Origin of the sequence: Pedobacter africanus, from assembly GCF_900176535.1 — a bacterium.
Lineage (GTDB): Bacteria > Bacteroidota > Bacteroidia > Sphingobacteriales > Sphingobacteriaceae > Pedobacter > Pedobacter africanus.
This window is the reverse complement of the sequence record NZ_FWXT01000003.1, coordinates 490,745-510,415: the sequence shown is the minus strand read 5'-3', so window position 1 is coordinate 510,415 and position 19,671 is coordinate 490,745. Positions and strand designations below refer to the sequence as shown.

Genomic DNA, 19,671 nt, shown 5'->3' with positions numbered 1-19,671 from the left:
AATGAAGATTTTTTATAGATTAGGGCTTTTATTTTTTATGGTAATTATGGCTGGTATTTTGTTTTTGCGTAGGTTACGCAGTTTATTTTTGTTTTCAGTTCTGTTTTTGCTGGCATTGCTTCCAAAGCGGACCTATGCGCAACAGGCCCTGGTAAAATACGTAAAACCCATTATTGGAACACAGAAAATGGGACATACCTATCCTGGGGCTACAGTACCTTTTGGAGCGGTACAGCTAAGTCCGGATACAGATACCCTTTCTTATGAAATGAATGGAAAGTACAATGGGGATGTTTATAAATATTGTGCCGGCTATAAATATGAGGATAAAACAATAGTGGGATTTAGCCATACCCATTTTAGCGGCACCGGACATTCAGATCTGGGTGATTTTTTAGTGATGCCCACACAAGGCAGGCTTAAGTTAAATCCCGGCACAGCAGATAACCCCGGCAGTGGCTTCCGTTCAGGATTTTCTCATGCCAATGAACATATTGAAGCAGGTTACTATCGTGTAAAGCTGGATGATCACCAGATCATGGCAGAACTGACCGCCACTGAGCGTGTGGGACTGCATCGTTATACCTTTCCGAAATCGGAAGACTCGCATGTGGTGCTGGACCTGATGTCGGGCATTTACAATTATGAAGACAAAAATGTATGGACCTTTGTAAGGGTTGTAAACGATACACTGGTAACGGGCTACAGGCAAACCAATGGCTGGGCACGAACCCGGACAGTGTATTTTGCCATGTCGTTCTCAAAACCGTTTAAGGGGTACGGTCAAAAGAATTTTGATAAAACACAGGTGTACAAAGGCTTTTGGAGAAAATTTGACCAAACCAGAAATTTCCCTGACATCGCTGGAAAACGCATCAGGATGTACTTTGATTTTACTACTACTGATGAGGAACAGGTTGTGATTAAATTTGCACTCTCGCCAGTAAGCCAGGAAAACGCATTGGAAAATATGCGCAGTGAAGCACCAGGCTGGGATTTTGACAGGATAAAAGCTAAGGCACAGGCAAAATGGAATACAGAGCTGAATAAAATTGTTATTGACGCCAGTGAGGACGATAAGATTAATTTTTATACAGCGATGTACCATGCTTTTATTAACCCTACCAATTACACCGATGTAAATACTGAGTACAAAGGACTGGATCAGAATGTACATAAAGCCAATGGTTTTACAAATTACACTACTTTCTCCTTATGGGATACCTATAGGGCGCTGCATCCTTTTCTAAACATTATGCAGCCATCGCGCAACAACGACATAGTGAAATCTATGCTGGCCCATTACGACCAGAGCACTTTAAAAATGTTGCCGATATGGTCGCACTACGCCAACGACAACTGGTGCATGAGCGGCTACCATAGCGTGTCTGTTATTGCTGACGCAGTGGTTAAAGGCGTTTATAATGGTAACGCCGCCAGAGCACTGGAGGCGTGTGTTACCACCGCAAACCGTCGCAGCTATGAAGGGATCGGGGATTATATTGACAAAGGCTATATCCCTGCAGAAAATAACCGGACTTCGGTTTCCAATACTTTGGAATATGCTTACGACGATTGGTGTATTGCCCAGATGGCTAAAAAACTAGGCAGGGAAGATGTTTATTCGACTTTCATAAAAAGGGCAGCAAACTGGAGGAATGTGTTTGATGCCCGTATAGGTTTTATGCGCCCAAGGCTGGCTGATGGTTCTTTTAAAAAGGATTTTGATGCGCTGAGCACGCACGATCAGGGTTTTATTGAGGGCAATACCTGGAACTATAGCTTCTTTGTACCGCATGACCCTAAGGCAATGATTGAGGTGATGGGTGGTGCAAAAAGAGTGGCCGCCCGCCTGGACTCGCTCTTTACCATGCACCTGCCCGATGAGTTTTTTGCTGAAACGGAGGACATTACACGGGAGGGCATTATTGGAGGTTATGTGCATGGCAATGAACCGGCGCATCATGTAGCCTACCTGTACAACTGGGTAGGGCAACCCTGGAAAACGCAGGAAAGGGTAAGGATGATCTTGAAAATGCAGTATAAGCCTACGCCGGACGGATTGGGTGGAAATGACGATTGCGGGCAGATGAGCGCCTGGTATATGTTTTCATCATTAGGCTTTTATCCGGTTTCGCCAGGTTCTGATGAATATGCATTGGGAAGCCCCGCTGTGAACACTGCCGTGCTGAATTTAGAGAACGGGAAGAAGTTGACCATCGAGGCAGTTAACCAAAGTGATAAGCACATTTATGTAGCTAAAGTGCTTTTGAATGGGAGGCTGCTTAAAGGGCATACCATCAGGCATGCCGATATTATTGATGGCGGGGTTTTAAGATTTGTGATGACAGATAAAATCAGGTAATCTTTCTTCTTAAAGACACCAAATTTTATGGAAAGCGAAGAAGGAGAGGGGGTTCGGCCCCGTCTTTTGTCAGTTGTTCACTTTTTCGTTAGACGAAGGCAGGAACATCTGAACGTGGATCGTTGCCTTGTATCTGGTTTTTTCTGATATCCGACGGCTGGACCGGCTGTTTAATGATCTTTTTGTGGAGCCCTGAAGCGGCGCTGTAAAGCAGTATGCTACCCAATACAATTTCTTCGACTGCTACAATATGATGTTTTCGGATTTTTCTAATCCCTTTTTGCAACATGTAAACACCTGCAACGACGGAAATCAGTCTTTTCCCCGCATCCAGTTCTTCGGCTTCGTATTTTGTAAGTAAGGAGCTAACTAATGAAGTAGTGAACTCGTCTTTTATTTTTTTAAACATAATTTTCTATTAATAACTACTCAATTAACGCTTAAAAGCTTCTTTTTGTTTGTCAGCCGGCAATCAAAAATGCCCTATAACTTCTCCAGCACCATATTTATGGCTTTGTTAATCACCTTTGCTGGTTCGTTACTGAACTGATGGTTTACCCTGCTGGCCAGTATGGCATTTACAGATAAGGCTTTATGACCCAGAACTTTTGCCAGGGCATAAATTCCAGCTGTTTCCATTTCCAGGTTGGTAATCCTGTAACCGGAATGGCGAAAGGAACTCAGCAGAGGAATGAGGTTCTGGATCGCATTTTTTGCCCTTACTTGTCGGCCCTGAGGTGCATAAAAGCCCGGAGCGGTTACTGTGATCCCTTTTTCCATTTCGATTCCAATAGTGTTCAGCAGTCCGTTATCGGCTGCAGTAATGTAAGGACTGATGCCTTTGAAGTGGGAAAAATGCGTTTTTATGCCATCTAGCAGGCTGTGTTCGTCACCGGATAGTTCGTGCATATAATAATTCATCAGCGCGTCCATTCCCAGACCAAAGGAGGAAGCCAGGATGGTACCCATAGGCACATCGTCCTGTATCGCACCGGAAGTACCGATCCGGATGATGTTTAACGAGCGGAGGTCCTTTTTAACTTGTCGGGTTTTGAAATTGACATTTACCAATGCATCAAGTTCATTGAGCACGATGTCAATGTTGTCTGTCCCTATACCTGTAGAGACCACTGTGAGTCGTTTTTTACCGAGATGGCCGGTATGGGTGATGAATTCCCGTCCGCCCTTACGCAGCTCGATCGTGTCAAAATGTTTGGAAACCTCTGGTACCCTGTCCGGATCGCCAACTGTAATTACAGTATCGGCAACATCTTCAGGTAAAAGGTTAAGGTGGTATATACTGCCATCAGGATTAATGATCAGATCGGCAGCCGACAATTCTTGGCCCATAAGCTTAAAGTTATCAAATTTCAGGCAGTAAATAGGTATTTTGCCCGGAGACCTTCAATTTTTTCAATTTTATGGAGAATACTGTTCAGAACCGATTTTCTGATTTCCAGCCTCATGCTGCAGGAGTTGTCAAAGCTTTGGGACAAAACATTTAATTTTTCCTCTTTGATCAGTTTCATCACATCGTTCATGAGCAGATAATCGAACTGAACCTCATAAATGTCGTTGACTGTCTTTTCTACAATTGCTGCCGCCTGAATGGCTTCTGCAGCGGCAGTTTTATAGGCATTGATAAGACCTGGCACACCAAGCAAGGTACCACCAAAATAGCGCACTACCACTACCAGCACATTGGTAATATCGGCCGAGAGCAGGGTATTGAGGATAGGTCTCCCTGCGGTGCCCGAAGGCTCTCCATCATCCTGAATGCGGAAGATGCTTCTGTCGGGGCTTAAGCGCAGGGCCCAGCAGAAATGCCTGGCTTTGGCATGTTCGGCCCTAAGCTTAGAAAGTATATCTTTAACTTCATCTTCAGAAAACACCGGATACGCATAGCCGATAAATTTACTTCCCCTGTCGCGGAATACCCCTTCAGCTGCCGCTGCTATGGTTTTATAAGTATCGTCGAATAACATTAACTAAACGGATTTGTAATCAGCAAAATGGCCAGCAGGGCAAGGGCAAGTCCCCAGTAGTTCAACTTGTTTAGCTTTTCTTTAAAAATAAGTATACCTACCAGACTACCGGCAATGATAACCCCCATATTCATGGCAGCAAATACCACCGAAGGGTTATCGGCCATTATGCGATGTGCCTTAAGGTAGAAAAGGATATTGAAAAAATTAAAGAAGCCAAGGATACATCCGCAAATGAAATTAACAAACTCCATTTTTTGTTTTTTAAAGGCCGAGAGGTAGAAAACGGCGGCCAGTGAGATGACAAAAGCCAGGATGAAAATCACAATCAGTGAGCTGGTATAGGGAATGGCCTTGATCTGGGCAATCTTTTTAAAAAGAATATCGATAATTCCGAAACCAATGAACACAAAAATTGGGTACAGCCAGTTTAAGCCTTCATTCTTTTGGGCAGTTTTTTTATAGAGCGTAAAAAATATAGCAATAAAACCTATTGACAATCCGGCTATTTTAGGGAGACTGAACTGCTCCTTAAAGATAAAATAAGCAGCCATTATAGGCAGGAACAGCGACAGACGTTGCGCAATATCGGTTTTTACAATGCCTATATTTCTTACCGAACCAGCAAGAAACCAGAAAACAACCGGTAACAAAATACCCAAAGCAATGTAAACTGAATTGACCGGGGCACTGGTCAGATCACTAAAGGAAGGCTTAAAAAAGAATAAACTAAGTACAATGGCAAACAAGTAGTTCCATGTTACGGCCTGTACAATATTGATCTTATACCTTCGGGCGAGTTTGAGGAGGACAGCGACTGTAACGCTACAGCAAATACTAATGAGTAAATAGATCATGAATGGTTATTTTGATAGACCGTTAATTTATCGTTACCAAGGTCCAGGTCTTCGATCCTATGTCCCTGTATTTTTGGTGCGGCAAGGCCATCGTTCCAGGTATGGGCAGCAGTAAATACCCTTGCCTCGTCCCAAAGGCCAGCAGAAATGAACTGGTTGAGTATATTTGCCCCGCCCTCAATAATCACAGAAGCGATATCCATCAGATAAAGCTGAAAAGCTATTTTCTGGGGCAGGTAATACTGCATGTCTTCCATTTGTATAAAATGGATATTTCCTTCCACAGCAGTCTTGATTTCATTAAATATCACTGTTTTGACCTGATTATTATAAAGGTTGCTGCCTGTTGAAACCTCCAGTTTTCTGTCAGTGAGCAGCCGGATGGGATTTTTACCTTTCCATTCCCGCGCATTGAGCTTTGGGTTATCCGCAAGGGCCGTTTGTTTGCCCACCAGAACCGCATCCTCTTCTGTACGCCATTTATGCACCAGTTTTTTAGCGAGAGGTCCGCTGATCCATTGCTGCAGCTTATCTTTGGGTGCAAAATAACCATCAGCCGTTTCTGCCCACTTTAAAATGATGTAGGGCCGCTGTCGGGTGATCCGTGTAAAGAACCTCCGGTTGAGCTGATAGCATTGCTGTTCGAGTATACCGGATACTACCTCAATACCCGCATTTTCTAGTTTTCCTATGCCTTTGCCGTTTACCCCATCAAAAGGGTCGCGGTTTCCAATCACCACTTTCCTGACCTTGTGCCTGATGAGCAGATCGGCGCAAGGTGGGGTTTTGCCAAAATGGGCACAGGGTTCAAGACTTACATATACCGTAGCTTTGGCCAGTAATTCCGGGGCCTGGTCTCCATAGGCATTCCATACCGAATTTATAGCATTTACCTCGGCATGCGCTTCACCAAACTTAACATGATAGCCTTCGCCTATGATTTTTCCATTGTTTACGATAACACAACCTACCATAGGATTCGGGCTCACACTTCCCATTCCCATAGCGGCGAGCTCGATGCACCTTTGCATGTATAAATTATCGGTCATTACAGCAAAAGTAAGGTATATTGTTCGATTTACTTACTTTTGCAGGGTATGAATTTAAGGCAGCTGTTGCAACATTTTACACTACAATTACGCGACATTTATGACGCTGAGGAAGTTGCGTCTATCTTTAACCTTGCAACCGGACATGTTTCCGGATTAAACAGGGCCGAGCTCAGTTTAGCAAAAGACAGGAAACTGACAATGGCAGAAACGCATCGTTATGCAGCTATATTAAAAGCGCTGGAAAGCGGCCGGCCCATCCAGTACATATTGGGCGAAACTGAGTTTTATGGACTACCGTTTAAAGTAAACCCGGCGGTGCTGATACCCAGACCCGAGACCGAGGAGCTGGTAGAATGGGTACTGGAAAGCTGTGCACTTACCGTAGCCACAGGCGGAAAAATGCGCATCCTGGACATTGGCACCGGAAGTGGTTGTATTGCTGTAAGCCTGAAAAAAAACCTGCCTGGCTTTGAAGTTTTTGCCTTGGATGTATCTAAAGCTGCAATTGAAACAGCAACCGCTAATGCTTCTTTAAATGAGTTAGATATCCTGTTTATTGAAGCTGACATCCGTAGGTATAGTACAAAGCAAAAGTTTGACCTGATGGTGAGCAATCCGCCTTACGTCACCCTAAAGGAACAAGCTGAAATGCATGAAAATGTGCTTGCACATGAACCACACCTGGCCTTGTTTGTTGCTGATGAAAAGCCTTTGGAGTTTTATGAGGCCATTGCCGATTTTGCGCAGGTGCATTTAAGCGATATGGGCCTGCTTTTTTTTGAGATCAATGCAAATTTAGGTCAGGAAACTGTTGAAATGCTGACTACTAAATCATTTATAAACATAGAATTAAAAAAAGATATGCAAGGCAAGGACAGAATGATAAGGTGCAGGAGAGGACAGCCGGTATAAAGCCTAGCTGCGGGAGTGAAACCCGTTTATGATACCCCTCAAATAATCGCGGTCCAGATGGGTATAGATCTCCGTAGTAGTGATGCTGGAATGCCCAAGCATTTCCTGTACCGCACGCAGATCGGCACCACCTTCAATTAAATGTGTTGCAAAAGAGTGGCGGAAGGTATGCGGACTGATGCTCTTTTTTATACCCGATTTTATCGCCAGGGTTTTAATGATACTAAACACCGAGACCCTGGAAAGCCGGCTTCCGCCCCGGTTGAGAAAGATATAGTCTTCGAATCCCTTCTTGATATGGATATGCACCCTGGTTTCCTGCAGGTAAATATTGATGTATTTTAAGGCTGTAACCCCAATAGGTATCAAGCGTTCTTTATTCCCTTTACCAATTACCCGGATGAACTCGTTCTCTTCAAAAACATCTGATATTTTAAGATTGATGAGCTCAGATACCCTTAAACCACAGCCATAAAGGGTTTCTAAAATGGCCTTATTGCGCATACCATCGGGTTTGGATGCATCGATAGCTGCTATCATTCCATTGATTTCGTGAATATCCAATGTATCGGGCAGGTGCCTGCCGAGCCTTGGCGTTTCCAGTAGGGCAGAAGGGTCGGTGGTAATGACCTCTTCGAGCATTAAAAAACCAAAGAAAGATTTTAGGCCGGAAAGCACCCTGGCCTGTGTACTGGGCAACATACCCAATTCGTTGATCCATGAAATAAATAGCTTCAGGTCTTCAGCATTAATATCCTTTATATGAGGATGTTGTTCCAATGATTCAAAATACTGAGACAGTTTATTTAAATCATTAAGATAGGCCTCAATGGAATTTACAGAGAGGGAACGTTCCAGTTTGAGGTAATTTCTGTACGACTGCAGATAGGGGTTATGGATCACAAAATAAATTTTATACGGTACGTTTTTTTTGGCTAAGTTTGAGCTGATGAAGATACAAATTATTAATGGCCCAAACTTAAACCTTTTAGGGCTTCGTGAACCTGGCATATACGGAAACCAGGGCTTTGATGAATACCTCAAATCACTCAGGGACCTATACAGTATCCTCGAAATAGATTATTTTCAAAGTAATGTAGAGGGTGAACTGATCAATAAATTACACGAAGTTGGTTTTAGCTATGACGGTATTGTGATCAATGCCGGTGGTTATACCCATACTTCTGTAGCGATTGCTGATGCCATTGCAGCCATAAAAACCCCTGTAGTTGAGGTACACATCTCTAACATCTATGCAAGGGAAGAATACAGGCATGTTTCGCTCACCGGAAAGAACTGCAAAGGCGTTTTAACAGGTTTTGGCATGGACGGCTACCGTCTGGCGATAGAGAGTTTACTGAAAGGATAACGATGAACACTAAAAAATATTTGCTGGTGGCCATATACACCAGTTTAAGTATTACTGCATTTTCACAATCAGAAGTTACTGAAAAAGAGATCAAAGCGCATATTTCATTTCTGGCTTCGCCTGAGATGGCCGGACGTTTTCCTGGTACCGCGGAAAATAAAAAAGTGGTGGCCTACCTGATTAAGGAATTCAAAAAATCGGGTATTAGGCCCTATGGAAAATCCTATACACAGGATTTTACCGCTAAAATAAGGGTAAAAAAAGGGACTACCGATACCCCAAGGGTGCTTACGCAGAATGTGATCGGTTTTATTGAAGGATCAGACCCCCTGCTGAAACAGGAGTTTATTGTACTGGGTGCACATTATGACCACCTGGGCATGGGAGGGCCTTCTTCTAAAAAGCCGGATACCACAGGCGTACATCTTGGGGCCGATGATAATGCCAGCGGTACTGCGGCTTTACTGGAAATCGGGGAAAAACTGGCCACAAACCGGAAACAATTGAAACGCAGTGTACTGCTGATTGCTTTTGGCGCGGAAGAACAGGGCCTGCTGGGATCGAAGTACTTTGTTGAGCATCCTGTCATCCCGCTGCAATCTATAAAACTCATGCTGAATATGGATATGGTAGGCCGTATGAATGCTGAAAAACAACTGTACATGGGTGGCGCGGCCTCTTTCAACGGAGGCGTGGAACTGATGAAACAACTCGGACCGGAAGCAGGCATTAACCCTATCGTGATTGCCTACGATGTGGGTGGATCAGATCATGTTTCATTTTACAAAAAAGACATCTCAGTTCTGGGTTTCCATACCGGGGGGCATCCACAATACCATACACCTGAAGATCAGGCGTCGCTGATCAATGTGGCAGGAGAAAAACTGGTATGCGATTACGTTTACAAGGCCATCTTAAGCGTTGCCAACCGTAAAGAAGCCATTGTCTTTGTCCCCGAAAAGAAAAACTAAATTCCAAGCTGGCTAAAGAACCTGATCTTTTTAATAAAATAAGCCCATACAATACTGGAACGGTACTGGCCTGTGTGTTTCAGGAAAGGGATTTGTATTGCAGTTCTTTTTGCCCCGTTTTTTGACAGGCTGCAAAGGAAATCGTAATGCGCCCTGTTTATGGCCCAGGCAAACTGTGCCTTGCCCTGCATTAGAAAATGGATCCAGGCGATGAAATCGATAGACATGCGGATAAAAATCCTCGGGTAGGCATCGGCTAAGGGAAGGTTCTTTTGCATGATGACCAGGTTATTTTTAAAATTCAGATAGGTTTTGTAAGGGTTATTTGAATTCAGGGTACCGCCCCCTACATGGTAAACTTCAGCCTGTGGGCAGTAAATGATCTTATAGCCCAGGTTTTTCAACCGCCAGCAGAGGTCTATCTCTTCCATATGGGCAAAAAAATCAGGATCCAGTCCTCCGGCTTCTTTCCAGCACTTGCTTTTGATGAATAATGCCGCACCACTGGCCCAGAAAATTTCTTTCTGATCGTTATACTGGTTGTTGTCTTTTTCTACAGTATCGAACAGGCGGCCCCGGCAAAAAGGAAAGGCATGCAAATCCAGATAGCCTCCGGCAGCACCTGCATATTCAAACTGCTCCTTATGTTTCTGCCATTTGATCTTTGGCTGGGCAACTGCAATCTGCGCATCTGCCTCCATTACATCAATTACGGGCTGTATCCAGTTTTGCGGCACTTCAACATCAGAATTGAGCAGCACATAATAATCGACCTCAATCTGCTCCAGCAATTTACCATAACCTTCGGCAAAACCATAATTGTGATCGTTCACCATCACTTTTACCTCCGGATAATTCACTTTTGTAAAAATGACAGAATCGTCTGTTGAAGCATTATCGCCAACTATAATTTGTAGATTAGGATATTGCGATTGTACTACGCTGGGTAAAAACTGCTCAAGCAGGGCCTTTCCGTTCCAATTTAAAATTACTACTGCTACACTGGGTACTGTCATTGTCCTGCGCTTTGGGGTTTATGTTTCCATCGCCTGTGGCTCCAAAGCCAGTAAGCGGGTTCTTCTTTAATGATTTTTTCTAAAAGGTCGAACTGCATATCAGAGATCTGGTGCCCTTCTGTTTCTTTAGGATTAAGGCATAAGGGAATGCAGTCGATCTCATAATATCCTCTTTTGACTACCTTTGTTTTAAAGTAAAATATTGGCCTGTTGGTCTGCAACGCTATTTTTTCCAGTCCCAGCAGCACTGCTGTCGGCTGGTTTAAGAAATTGATCCAGTAATTCGTTTCGTTCCAGAAGGGGGTCTGATCGCCCGCAAAGCAATAGATATTGGCCTCATTCCTGGTGCCTGCAATAGACCTCAATGTCTGTTTCATGGGGATAAACCTATTTCCGAAGCGAGTGCGCAACTGGTAAAACCAATTGTCGAATATCTGGTTGTTTAAAGTTTTATAGATCACATACGCGGGTTTGGAAAGGTTTAGGCCCAGGGCCATCGTTCCCAGTTCCCAATTGCCGTAATGCCCCGTGCAGGCCAAAACACTCTCGTCCTTGTTAAAATGGGCTTCTACAAGGTCGAGATTGGTAAACCGGACCCTTTTTTTGATTTCAGTCGCAGAAATAGAATGCATTTTCAGCATTTCAAAAACCATATCCATGAAATAGCTGAAAAACTTCTTTTCTATTTGTATGATCTCTTTTAATGGTTTATCTGGAAAGGAATGCTGAAGGTTTTCCCGTACCACTTTTTTGCGGTAAGGGACAATGTAATACACGATGTAATAAGCCAGATCTGCGAAGATATAGAGGATGGAGAGGGGCAGGAGTGATAAAAAGTTCAAAAAAAATATTCCTATATAAGAAAAGGTTTTTTTTATCATTAATTTGGCGAGTTGAGAATGCAAACATAAAATATCAGATGCAAAGTTTAGCTATATTCCCACTTTTTTATCTTCCGCCAGTCGCTTATTTTTCTGGTTTAAAAGAATTGAATTACAATTTTTTAATGGAAAAAGAAGAGCATTTTCCTAAACAGACCTATAGGAACCGGGCAAGGATATATTCGCCAAATGGCGTTCTGGACCTGATTGTTCCAGTACTTAAGGGCGCTAAGGTACATACCAAAGTTAAAGATGTGAAAATCAGTAATGATTTTAACTGGCAAAGGCTGCATTGGAAGAGTTTTGAAAGCTGTTACCGAAATTCAGCCTATTTTGAATATTACGAAGACGAATTTATCCGTTTTTACCAGCAGCCATTTGATTACCTGTTTGATTTTAATTTTCAGTTGCTGGAGTGGTTGTTTAAACAGTTAAAAGTTCAGCCTGATCTTCATTTTACAACGGAGTACGTTAAAGAGGTTGAACCCGAACTGGATTTCAGGTCAAAACTACATTTCAAGAAAAATACTATAGCTACTAATTTTAAGCCATATTTCCAGGTTTTTGATGACAGGCAGGGCTTTAAACCAAACCTAAGTATGATTGATCTGTTGTTTAACCAGGGCCCTCAGGCTAAAAACTATTTTTGAGTTATGGCTAAACCGGCAAAACACAAGCGCAAACGCAAACACTACTCTTTACCAGTAGCCGGCTCCAGTCCGGGCTTGGTGTATATTGATGAGCATTCTTTAAAGCCTGTCATTACTTTTCACAGTTATAACGACCATCATTATGCAGTTAAAGAACTGGATAATATTGAAAATTTATCCCGGATACTGGCGAATAAAGAGTTCAATTACTGGATAGAGATCAAAGGTTTCAATTCCGTGGCGATGTTTGAAACCCTGAACAGCGATTTCGGCATCAGCAAGCTGGTTTTGGAAGACATCACGCGGACTTATCAGCGCCCGAAGCTGGAGGAGTATGGTAAATATGATTTCGCCATCAGCAGAATGCTCCATTTTGATGAACACAAGAACCTTGATAACGAGCAGGTTTCCTTTATTTTAATGGAAAACGCGTTATTCACTTTGCAGGAAGGCTATGAAGACTGTCTGGAGCCCATAAGGAACCGCTTAAGAGTAGGAAAAGGGAACATCAGGATTGCCGGAAGCAGTTACCTGATGTATGCTTTGATGGACATCATCATTGATACCTATTTTGAAATCCTGGGTGCCTGGGGTGATGAGTTGGACCTGATTGAAGACCGTTTGTTCGATAAGCCAGACCGCACAGTGATGTTTGACACCCAAATTGTAAAACGGAACCTGATCAATATGAGGCGCGTAGTATGGCCGGAACGGGACAAACTGAACGATATACTAAGAAGCGACAGCCTGCTGATCCCTGATCAGACGAAGATGTACATCAGGGACGCTTACGACCATTGCATACAGATCATTGATATTGTAGAGTCTTTAAAGGAGATTTCTGCCAGTAATATCGACATGTACCTTTCCATCATCAGCAACAGGATGAACGAGATCATGAAGGTCTTGACCATCATTTCATCTATATTCATCCCTTTAACTTTTATTGCGGGTATTTATGGGATGAACTTTGCCATTGAAGATCCGGTTACCGGCAAAGTATTGCCACAAAATATGCCTGAATTGTACCAGGAACATGGCTACTTATACACCATGCTTGTGATGGCCGCCATTGCGGTATTACAAATCCTATATTTCTGGCGCAAGGGATGGTTTAAATAGAACCGATTATTATTACCTTTACCGGCGTATGCAATCTTTCGATCTGGACAGGACAGATGTCTCTAAGATTAAGGTAGCCTTAAACGGTGATGATGAACAGCTCAAAGCTCTTCTTGGGGAATATCATGCCTCTGAGATCGCCATTTTATTCGAGAGCCTGAATAAAGATGAGCAGCAAAGGATCATCAATCTACTGGATGTAGAAACGGCTTCGGAAGTCATTGCTGAAATGCACGAGGAATCACATCCTGAAGAATTGCTGTTGCAGTTACATCCGGATAAGCGAACCGAAATCGTTGAAGAGCTGGATTATGATGATGCCACAGACATCATTTCGCAACTGGAGGAGCATGAGCAGAAAGAAATCCTGGCCGATCTGAGCGAAGATGATGCGTCGAATATCAGGAACCTCTTAAGCTACCACGAAGAAACCGCTGGTGGTTTGATGAACACACAGTTTATCCGGATTAACCTGAACCTGACCAAGAAGGACGCAATTGATGAGATCATCCGCCAAAGCGAAGAAATAGAAGAATTCTATACGATATTTGTGATAAATGACGACAATACCTTTCAGGGTATTGTTTCTTTGAAGGACATCATTAAAGCCAAGGGAAATGCAAAGATAACAGAACTGGTAAAATCTGAAGTAGCCTGGGTATACCCGGACACAGACCAGGAAGAAGTGGCAAGGCTAATCTCTCAATACAATATTACCAGTATCCCCGTACTGGACAAAGACATGAAACTATTGGGGCGGGTAACTTTTGACGACGTAATCGATGTACTGGAAGATGAGAATACGGAAGATATCTTAAAAATATCCGGGGTATCAGAAGACGAGGAACTGAGTGGTAACTGGGTAGAAGCGGTAAAATCCCGTCTTCCCTGGCTAATCCTGAACCTTGGCACAGCCTTTCTTGCTTCCGGTGTAATCCGCCATTTTGAACCCACCATTAAACTGATCGCTGTGTTGCCTGCCTACATGACCATTATTGCCGGTATGGGTGGAAATGCCGCCACACAAGCCCTTGCGGTAACGGTAAGAAGGATTTCACTATATGATTTGACGGATAATCAGGCTTATAGAACAGTGCTCAAAGAACTTACGGTAGGGGTAATCAATGGAGCCTGCACGGGTTTGATCGTATTTTTATTCGCTTTGTTTTTTGACAGTAATCCACTGTTAGGATTGGTTATTTTTCTGGCCATGAGTGGGAACTTACTGATTGCCGGTATTACTGGAGCAGGCATTCCACTTATTTTAAAACGTATTGGCATAGATCCGGCCATTGCTTCTTCAATAATTATTACAACATTTACAGACGTTTTCGGATTTTTGCTCTTGCTGGGACTGGCAAGTAAACTTTTACTTTAATTAAAAACAATATATGCAACCAACTAGACACAACTGGACTAAGGAAGAAATATCGGCTATATACCATAAGCCCTTTCTGGATTTAGTTTATGAAGCTGCAACCATACACCGCGAGAATAAGGATTACAATGAAGTACAGGTAAGCTCACTGATCTCGATCAAAACAGGCGGATGTGCAGAAGATTGCTCCTATTGTCCGCAGGCAGCCCGTTACCATACCGACCTGGAAGTACAGCCACTGATGCAGCTTGGGCAGGTGGTAAGTGCAGCAGTAAAGGCGAAGGAGGGAGGGGCCTCACGTTTATGCATGGGCGCTGCCTGGCGTGAAGTGCGTGACAACCGCGATTTTGACCGTGTTATCGAAATGGTTAAAGCCGTAAATGCCATGGATATGGAGGTGTGCTGTACCTTGGGCATGCTTACCGAGAATCAGGCACAGCGCCTGGCAGACGCTGGTTTATACGCCTATAACCACAACATAGATACTTCCGAAGACGATTATAAACGCATCATTTCTACCCGCACCTATGATGACCGTTTAAATACCATTAAAAATGTACGCAAAGCAAAATTAACCGTTTGCAGCGGAGGCATTATTGGCTTGGGAGAAACTACGGAAGACCGTGTTTCTATGCTGCAAACGCTGGCTAATATGGAAGCACATCCTGAATCTGTGCCGGTAAACGCTCTGGTTCCTGTAAAAGGCACGCCTTTAGAAGATCAGCCACGCGTTCCTATATGGGATATGGTGAGAATGATTGCTACTGCCAGAATTGTGATGCCAAACTCGGTGGTACGCTTATCGGCCGGAAGAAATGAAATGAGCACCCTAGAGCAGGCATTTTGCTTTATGGCCGGTGCCAGTTCAATTTTTGCCGGGGATAAACTGCTGACTACACCAAATCCTGCTTTTGTAGATGATATGGCCATGTTCGAATTGCTGGGATTAAAAACCCGGGACGCTTTTAAGAATGGCAGGCCTGTAAATACGCTGAATAAAACTGAAGAGGTAACAGCTGGTTAAATAGCTGTTACCCTTGTTTCTATATTGCCCCTGGTCGCTTTCGAATAAGGACATACCCTATGCGCCTTATCGGCAAGCTGCTGGGCCTCTTCGAGTGAAATACCAGGTATATGTACATCCAGATCAGCAGACAATAAAAATGAATTACCATCCTGATTAAATGAAACGTGTACTTCAACTGTGGCCTCGGAAGTATCGACCCCATCGTGTTCAGCTATGGCTGCCAATGCACCTAAGTAACAAGGTCCCCATGCTGCTGCAAACAATTGCTCAGGATTGGTAGCACCTCCCTGACCGCCCATTTCCCTTGGCTTTCTTACATCAAACTCTATTGTCCCATCGCTGGATTTAATATGACCATTCCGGCCGCCTCTGGCTGTAACCGAGGCTGTATACAACTTTTCCATGATAATTATTGTGTTTTTAATTGATTAATATAACAGCAGAAAACACGCCAAAGTTTCAGCTTTTTAGCTTTTACTACTATAATTTAATTTTTTCTGATAGTTTAAATATGTCATAAGCAGCCTTCTGGATCAGGTCAATTTGCTCTGCTACAATGATCTCATCATTTTTATCGTGTATAGATTCAGCAATGTTGTTCCTGATTAGGGGCACGTTACTGCTGAGGCCTTTATTGTGCTCCAGGTTTTCTACAGACAGGTTTAACAGGTACAGGGTATTTTGAACGGTGGGTTTCAGGTCATCAAAATTGGCCACCATAAAGGCGTGCTCCTTTTTATAAAGTGAAAGTGTGGCTATATAAGAGGAAAAAAGATGATTAAGTGCAGTAAACTGATGCAGTTCGGTCATCATCATCTGTTTGCTTTTAGGCTCAGAAAACATCCGCTGAAAAAGCGATGCCAGGTTGGCTGAAGTTACATAAACCTCTTTACGGGCTACCTTATAATTGGTAAGGTTATGGACTTTATCAACATACAGCAATACCACCTCTTCAAAGTACTTCATATTAGCTTTTAAAGTATCTATCATGGCTTCTTTCAGTTTCTCGTGTTCCCAGTTAGGAAACAAAGAATAACTGGCCAGCAAGGCAATGCCTGAGCCGATCAGGGTATCGTAAATGCGCTCTCGGGCAATAGATAAACTACCCATTCCCAAAAAGTCGAACAACACCAGGATATATGGGGTCATAAACAGCACGCTGACGACATAGTTTTTACGCTGAAAACTGTAAGCGCCAATCATACAAAAAAGAAGGATAACAAATAACGTATTTTTATCCTGCACATACACCAGAATGCCCATACCTATGAAAGCACCGACAACCGTACCGATGATCCTTTCGTAATTGCGTTGTTTGGTTAAACTAAAACCAGGCTTGGAAATTACCAGGATGGTAAGCAATATCCAGTAGCTGTGTGAAAGATTTAAAGTTTTGGCCACAATAAAACCAATCAGCATTACAATAGCGACGCGCAGGGAATGCCTGAAAGTTGAAGAACTGAAGGTCATGTTCTCGTAAAGCAGTTTTGCATCAATGTTTTGTCTGCTCACAAAACGGTCTATTTCTATATCTCTTGTTTTGAGGTTCTTTTTTTCTTTTTTATTGAAATAGCTGTTGATGGTTTTAACACGCGAAAGAATGTTTTCTATGTTGACCTCTATATTTTTTAAAGCAATGATACCCAATGTATTGTATTTTCCATCGGTATTATTGGTTTCGAGCGCAGTGATTTCATTCTTTAGTTTCTCCACATCTTCTATTAAGGAAGTGGGCAGGCTAGGGGTGGCACCGGTTTTAAGCGCGAAGGCAATATCGTCCAGTTCATCTGCAATCTTAATAATGACAGACTCATAATGTTTAAGGATGCCGGAAGCATCAAACTGTTCGTGCAGCTGCTTGTAGTTGTAATAAGTAGACATTACCTGCTCAAAAAGATCTACCATATCTACAAAAACGAGCAGTAAAAATCGTCCTTCAGGGGTAGATTCCCTAACAATTTCACGGGTTTTGAACAAGACTTCACGCACTTCGTCCTGCTTTTCATGTACCAGTACCTGCAGCTGCAGGAGTTCAGCATAATTATCGTCGTAATCTATATTTTTATGGTAAAACCGGGCTTTTGCCCTTAAAAAAAGACTGACTTCATGAATGGAGTCACTTAAAGTCTGCTGCACGAGACGATAGGGGCGTATACGATAAAAGAAATAACTTAAACCTGTATACCATAGGCTTCCAAAGAAAATAAGTGCTGAAGAAAAAAGCACTTCCCGCCACGGCCTGAGGTCATCAATACTGAGCACCATAATGAGCAGCACAGCCGTGCCGATGGATGCAGCCCGGTTCCCATACAGGAAAAACATAGAAAAAATGAAACTGAAAATGACAATCAGTACAGCTGTGAAATAAATATTACTATTGGTTAAACCTACTATAATAAAAGTAACCGTAATCAGCCCTGTGGTAATGAGCATGGCGTTCCGGCGGTGTACAATTGGTCCCGGGGAATCGACAACACTGGCGCAAAGGGCGCCAAGTGATACTGTCATTCCGTATTGTAGCAGGCCAAATTGTGCTAAAACCAGCGATGGGCAAAGTACGCCAAGTGTAATACGAAGACCGTCAGCAAAATAAGTACTTAATAAAAAATCATGAATATTTCTGACAGGACGATTAAACATATTGCAAACTTAGATTGTTAATTACATATCAATTATTTGACCATTCAGCTATTAATATCAACATTTTTTATCTTAATTTAATTTTAATGAGAAAATTCTCATCCGGTCATATTTAACCAGGTATGACAATAGCCAGCAAACCACAAAAAGTCTAATAGTCCAGCACAATTCAATAACGGTCATTTTGAATCATAATTAATATTATGTTAAGTAATATATGATAATACAACCCTATTATCCGTATTCCGGGCTATTTGCCTGTTTAGAATTCTTCGAGCTTTCCTTTGAGTTCCTGAACTTTATCGAGGCGGTTTTTACGGGTGTAAATCTCCGTCAGCAGCTGTACAGTAGCTTTATCGTTCTGATTGATCTCGTGGGCTTGTAATAAAGCAATTTCAGCCCTGTTGATGTAAGAAACATATTTCTGGTTACGTTCTTCTGGTTTTCCTGATTTAAAGGCTTCATTTGCCGAGTTGATGTAAACCAATCCCAATTGATACAAGGCATCAAAATAATTTTCGTCCAATCCGAGTGCCCGGTTGTAAGCCAGCTCTGCAGTACTGTTGTTGGCTTTATTTTGCTGCAGGTAACCGTATAGAAAATACAGCAGTTTATTATTCGTCTCTACCTTTAATGTTGATTCTATGACATGCAGGGCTTCTGTGTATTTTTCGTTATCCAGCAACAGGTTGATGTAGTCGTTGGTTAAAAATACATTATAGGGATTTGCTTTGATTCCATCTTCCAGGGTACGTATGGCCAGTTCATGTTCAAACTTAGAGCTGTAGATACTGGCCATGTTCTGGAACACAACAGGATTTTTGATGCCGTTCTCCTTAGCGCGTTTAAAATAAAACAATGCCTTATCGTACGATTGGATATTTTGCGCAGACAAGGCGGCATTGATGGCAATGGTCGTATCTTTTGGTAAAAGATCACTCACTTCTTTCAATAACTCAAAAGCACCTGCATAATCGCCCTTGGCATAAGCCATATTTCCCTTTTTCTGTTTTCTGATGTTTACGTTGTATGCTGCCGCATCAATTAAACGATAGTTCGCCTGGAATTTGTCCAGCCTTTTAGCTGAATCCAATGCCTGAATAGCAAGATTGTAATACCTGTCGGCATTCCCTTCATCAGTTTCGATAATCGAAATATAAGCACTCAAATAGGCTTTGATGGCCCAGGTTTCCGGCCATTTCTTTGTTTTGTTGTCATTTTGCGCCGCTTCTGCTGCCTTAACCCCCTCTCCCAGCACACTGAGTTGTTTTTTGGCATCTTGCTTAGCATTTATAGCCACCTGTAGCTTACCTACGCTGTTACGTGCAATTTGAAGTTGGCTTTTTTGTGCAAAAGCCACATTAAAACTCAATGAAACCAGGAATATACTGCCAGCTAAAGATATCTTACTCATACAAAACGTGTTCTTGGTACAAACTTAAAAAA

19 protein-coding genes are annotated in these 19,671 nt (G+C 42.7%); 8 read left to right on the top strand and 11 right to left on the bottom strand.

What is annotated here, in order from left to right:
• The first annotated feature begins 46 nt into the window (after positions 1–46).
• Positions 47–2,365 (top strand): GH92 family glycosyl hydrolase, encoded by a 2,319-nt coding sequence (locus B9A91_RS19420; protein WP_084240781.1) that lies wholly within the window; start codon positions 47–49, stop codon positions 2,363–2,365.
• An 88-nt stretch (positions 2,366–2,453) separates the two neighbouring features.
• Here B9A91_RS19420 and B9A91_RS19415 read toward each other — a convergent pair whose 3' ends face one another.
• The 5 genes from B9A91_RS19415 to ribD all read right to left on the bottom strand — a co-directional run bounded on the left by B9A91_RS19415 (position 2,454) and on the right by ribD (position 6,256).
• A complete protein-coding gene (locus B9A91_RS19415) occupies positions 2,454–2,774 on the bottom strand; it encodes a hypothetical protein (protein ID WP_084240677.1) in 321 nt (106 codons plus the stop codon).
• A 74-nt stretch (positions 2,775–2,848) separates the two neighbouring features.
• Positions 2,849–3,715, bottom strand: coding sequence for a nucleoside phosphorylase (locus tag B9A91_RS19410; protein WP_084240676.1), 867 nt, complete (start codon positions 3,713–3,715; stop codon positions 2,849–2,851).
• Positions 3,716–3,735: 20 nt separating this feature from the next.
• A complete protein-coding gene (locus tag B9A91_RS19405; protein ID WP_084240675.1) occupies positions 3,736–4,350 on the bottom strand; it encodes an IMPACT family protein in 615 nt (204 codons plus the stop codon).
• On the bottom strand, positions 4,350–5,207 hold the full coding sequence (locus B9A91_RS19400) for an EamA family transporter (protein ID WP_084240674.1): 858 nt from the start codon (positions 5,205–5,207) through the stop codon (positions 4,350–4,352). Before B9A91_RS19400 ends, B9A91_RS19405 begins: the two co-directional genes overlap by 1 nt.
• Positions 5,204–6,256: a bifunctional diaminohydroxyphosphoribosylaminopyrimidine deaminase/5-amino-6-(5-phosphoribosylamino)uracil reductase RibD gene (gene ribD, locus B9A91_RS19395; RefSeq protein ID WP_084240673.1), complete on the bottom strand. Its 1,053-nt coding sequence runs from the start codon at positions 6,254–6,256 to the stop codon at positions 5,204–5,206. Before ribD ends, B9A91_RS19400 begins: the two co-directional genes overlap by 4 nt.
• 48 nt (positions 6,257–6,304) lie before the next feature.
• On the opposite strand from ribD, the gene prmC reads away from it, so the two are divergent.
• Positions 6,305–7,171 carry a peptide chain release factor N(5)-glutamine methyltransferase gene (prmC, locus tag B9A91_RS19390; protein ID WP_084240672.1) on the top strand — a complete coding sequence of 289 codons (867 nt, stop codon included), beginning with the start codon at positions 6,305–6,307 and terminating at the stop codon, positions 7,169–7,171.
• Between the two features lie 3 nt (positions 7,172–7,174).
• Here prmC and xerD read toward each other — a convergent pair whose 3' ends face one another.
• A complete protein-coding gene (gene xerD, locus B9A91_RS19385) occupies positions 7,175–8,074 on the bottom strand; it encodes a site-specific tyrosine recombinase XerD (protein ID WP_235012608.1) in 900 nt (299 codons plus the stop codon).
• A gap of 46 nt (positions 8,075–8,120) precedes the next feature.
• Between xerD and aroQ the strand changes: the two genes are divergently transcribed.
• Together aroQ and B9A91_RS19375 are read left to right on the top strand one after the other, a co-directional pair.
• On the top strand, positions 8,121–8,540 hold the full coding sequence (aroQ, locus tag B9A91_RS19380; protein WP_200815697.1) for a type II 3-dehydroquinate dehydratase: 420 nt from the start codon (positions 8,121–8,123) through the stop codon (positions 8,538–8,540).
• 2 nt (positions 8,541–8,542) lie between these two features.
• Positions 8,543–9,511: a M20/M25/M40 family metallo-hydrolase gene (locus B9A91_RS19375; RefSeq protein WP_084240670.1), complete on the top strand. Its 969-nt coding sequence runs from the start codon at positions 8,543–8,545 to the stop codon at positions 9,509–9,511.
• Here B9A91_RS19375 and B9A91_RS19370 read toward each other — a convergent pair.
• Positions 9,508–10,527 (bottom strand): glycosyltransferase family 2 protein, encoded by a 1,020-nt coding sequence (locus tag B9A91_RS19370; RefSeq protein ID WP_084240669.1) that lies wholly within the window; start codon positions 10,525–10,527, stop codon positions 9,508–9,510. The genes B9A91_RS19375 and B9A91_RS19370 overlap by 4 nt on opposite strands.
• Positions 10,524–11,369, bottom strand: coding sequence for a lysophospholipid acyltransferase family protein (locus B9A91_RS19365; RefSeq protein WP_235012607.1), 846 nt, complete (start codon positions 11,367–11,369; stop codon positions 10,524–10,526). The genes B9A91_RS19370 and B9A91_RS19365 overlap by 4 nt, the downstream gene beginning before the upstream one ends.
• Positions 11,370–11,446: 77 nt before the next feature.
• On the opposite strand from B9A91_RS19365, the gene B9A91_RS19360 reads away from it, so the two are divergent.
• Genes B9A91_RS19360 through bioB form a run of 4 tightly spaced genes read left to right on the top strand, consistent with a single transcriptional unit; the run spans position 11,447 to position 15,582 of the window.
• The gene (locus tag B9A91_RS19360) at positions 11,447–12,058 is read left to right on the top strand and encodes a WbqC family protein (RefSeq protein WP_084240667.1); all 612 of its coding nucleotides are present in this window, start codon (positions 11,447–11,449) and stop codon (positions 12,056–12,058) included.
• Between the two features lie 3 nt (positions 12,059–12,061).
• Positions 12,062–13,180, top strand: coding sequence for a magnesium/cobalt transporter CorA (gene corA, locus B9A91_RS19355; protein WP_084240666.1), 1,119 nt, complete (start codon positions 12,062–12,064; stop codon positions 13,178–13,180).
• 28 nt (positions 13,181–13,208) lie between these two features.
• A complete protein-coding gene (gene mgtE / locus B9A91_RS19350) occupies positions 13,209–14,558 on the top strand; it encodes a magnesium transporter (protein ID WP_084240665.1) in 1,350 nt (449 codons plus the stop codon).
• A gap of 13 nt (positions 14,559–14,571) precedes the next feature.
• A complete protein-coding gene (gene bioB / locus B9A91_RS19345; RefSeq protein WP_084240664.1) occupies positions 14,572–15,582 on the top strand; it encodes a biotin synthase BioB in 1,011 nt (336 codons plus the stop codon).
• On the opposite strand, the gene B9A91_RS19340 is transcribed toward bioB, so the two are convergent.
• From B9A91_RS19340 to B9A91_RS19330, 3 genes are all read right to left on the bottom strand, one after another.
• Positions 15,579–15,989, bottom strand: coding sequence for an organic hydroperoxide resistance protein (locus tag B9A91_RS19340; protein ID WP_084240663.1), 411 nt, complete (start codon positions 15,987–15,989; stop codon positions 15,579–15,581). The two genes, bioB and B9A91_RS19340, sit on opposite strands and share 4 nt — an antisense overlap.
• Before the next feature lie 76 nt (positions 15,990–16,065).
• Entirely contained in the window at positions 16,066–18,225 is a 2,160-nt protein-coding gene (locus tag B9A91_RS19335; RefSeq protein ID WP_084240662.1) for an FUSC family protein, read from the bottom strand.
• Positions 18,226–18,487: 262 nt separating this feature from the next.
• The gene (locus B9A91_RS19330; protein ID WP_084240661.1) at positions 18,488–19,639 is read right to left on the bottom strand and encodes a tetratricopeptide repeat protein; all 1,152 of its coding nucleotides are present in this window, start codon (positions 19,637–19,639) and stop codon (positions 18,488–18,490) included.
• Positions 19,640–19,671: the final 32 nt, after the last annotated feature.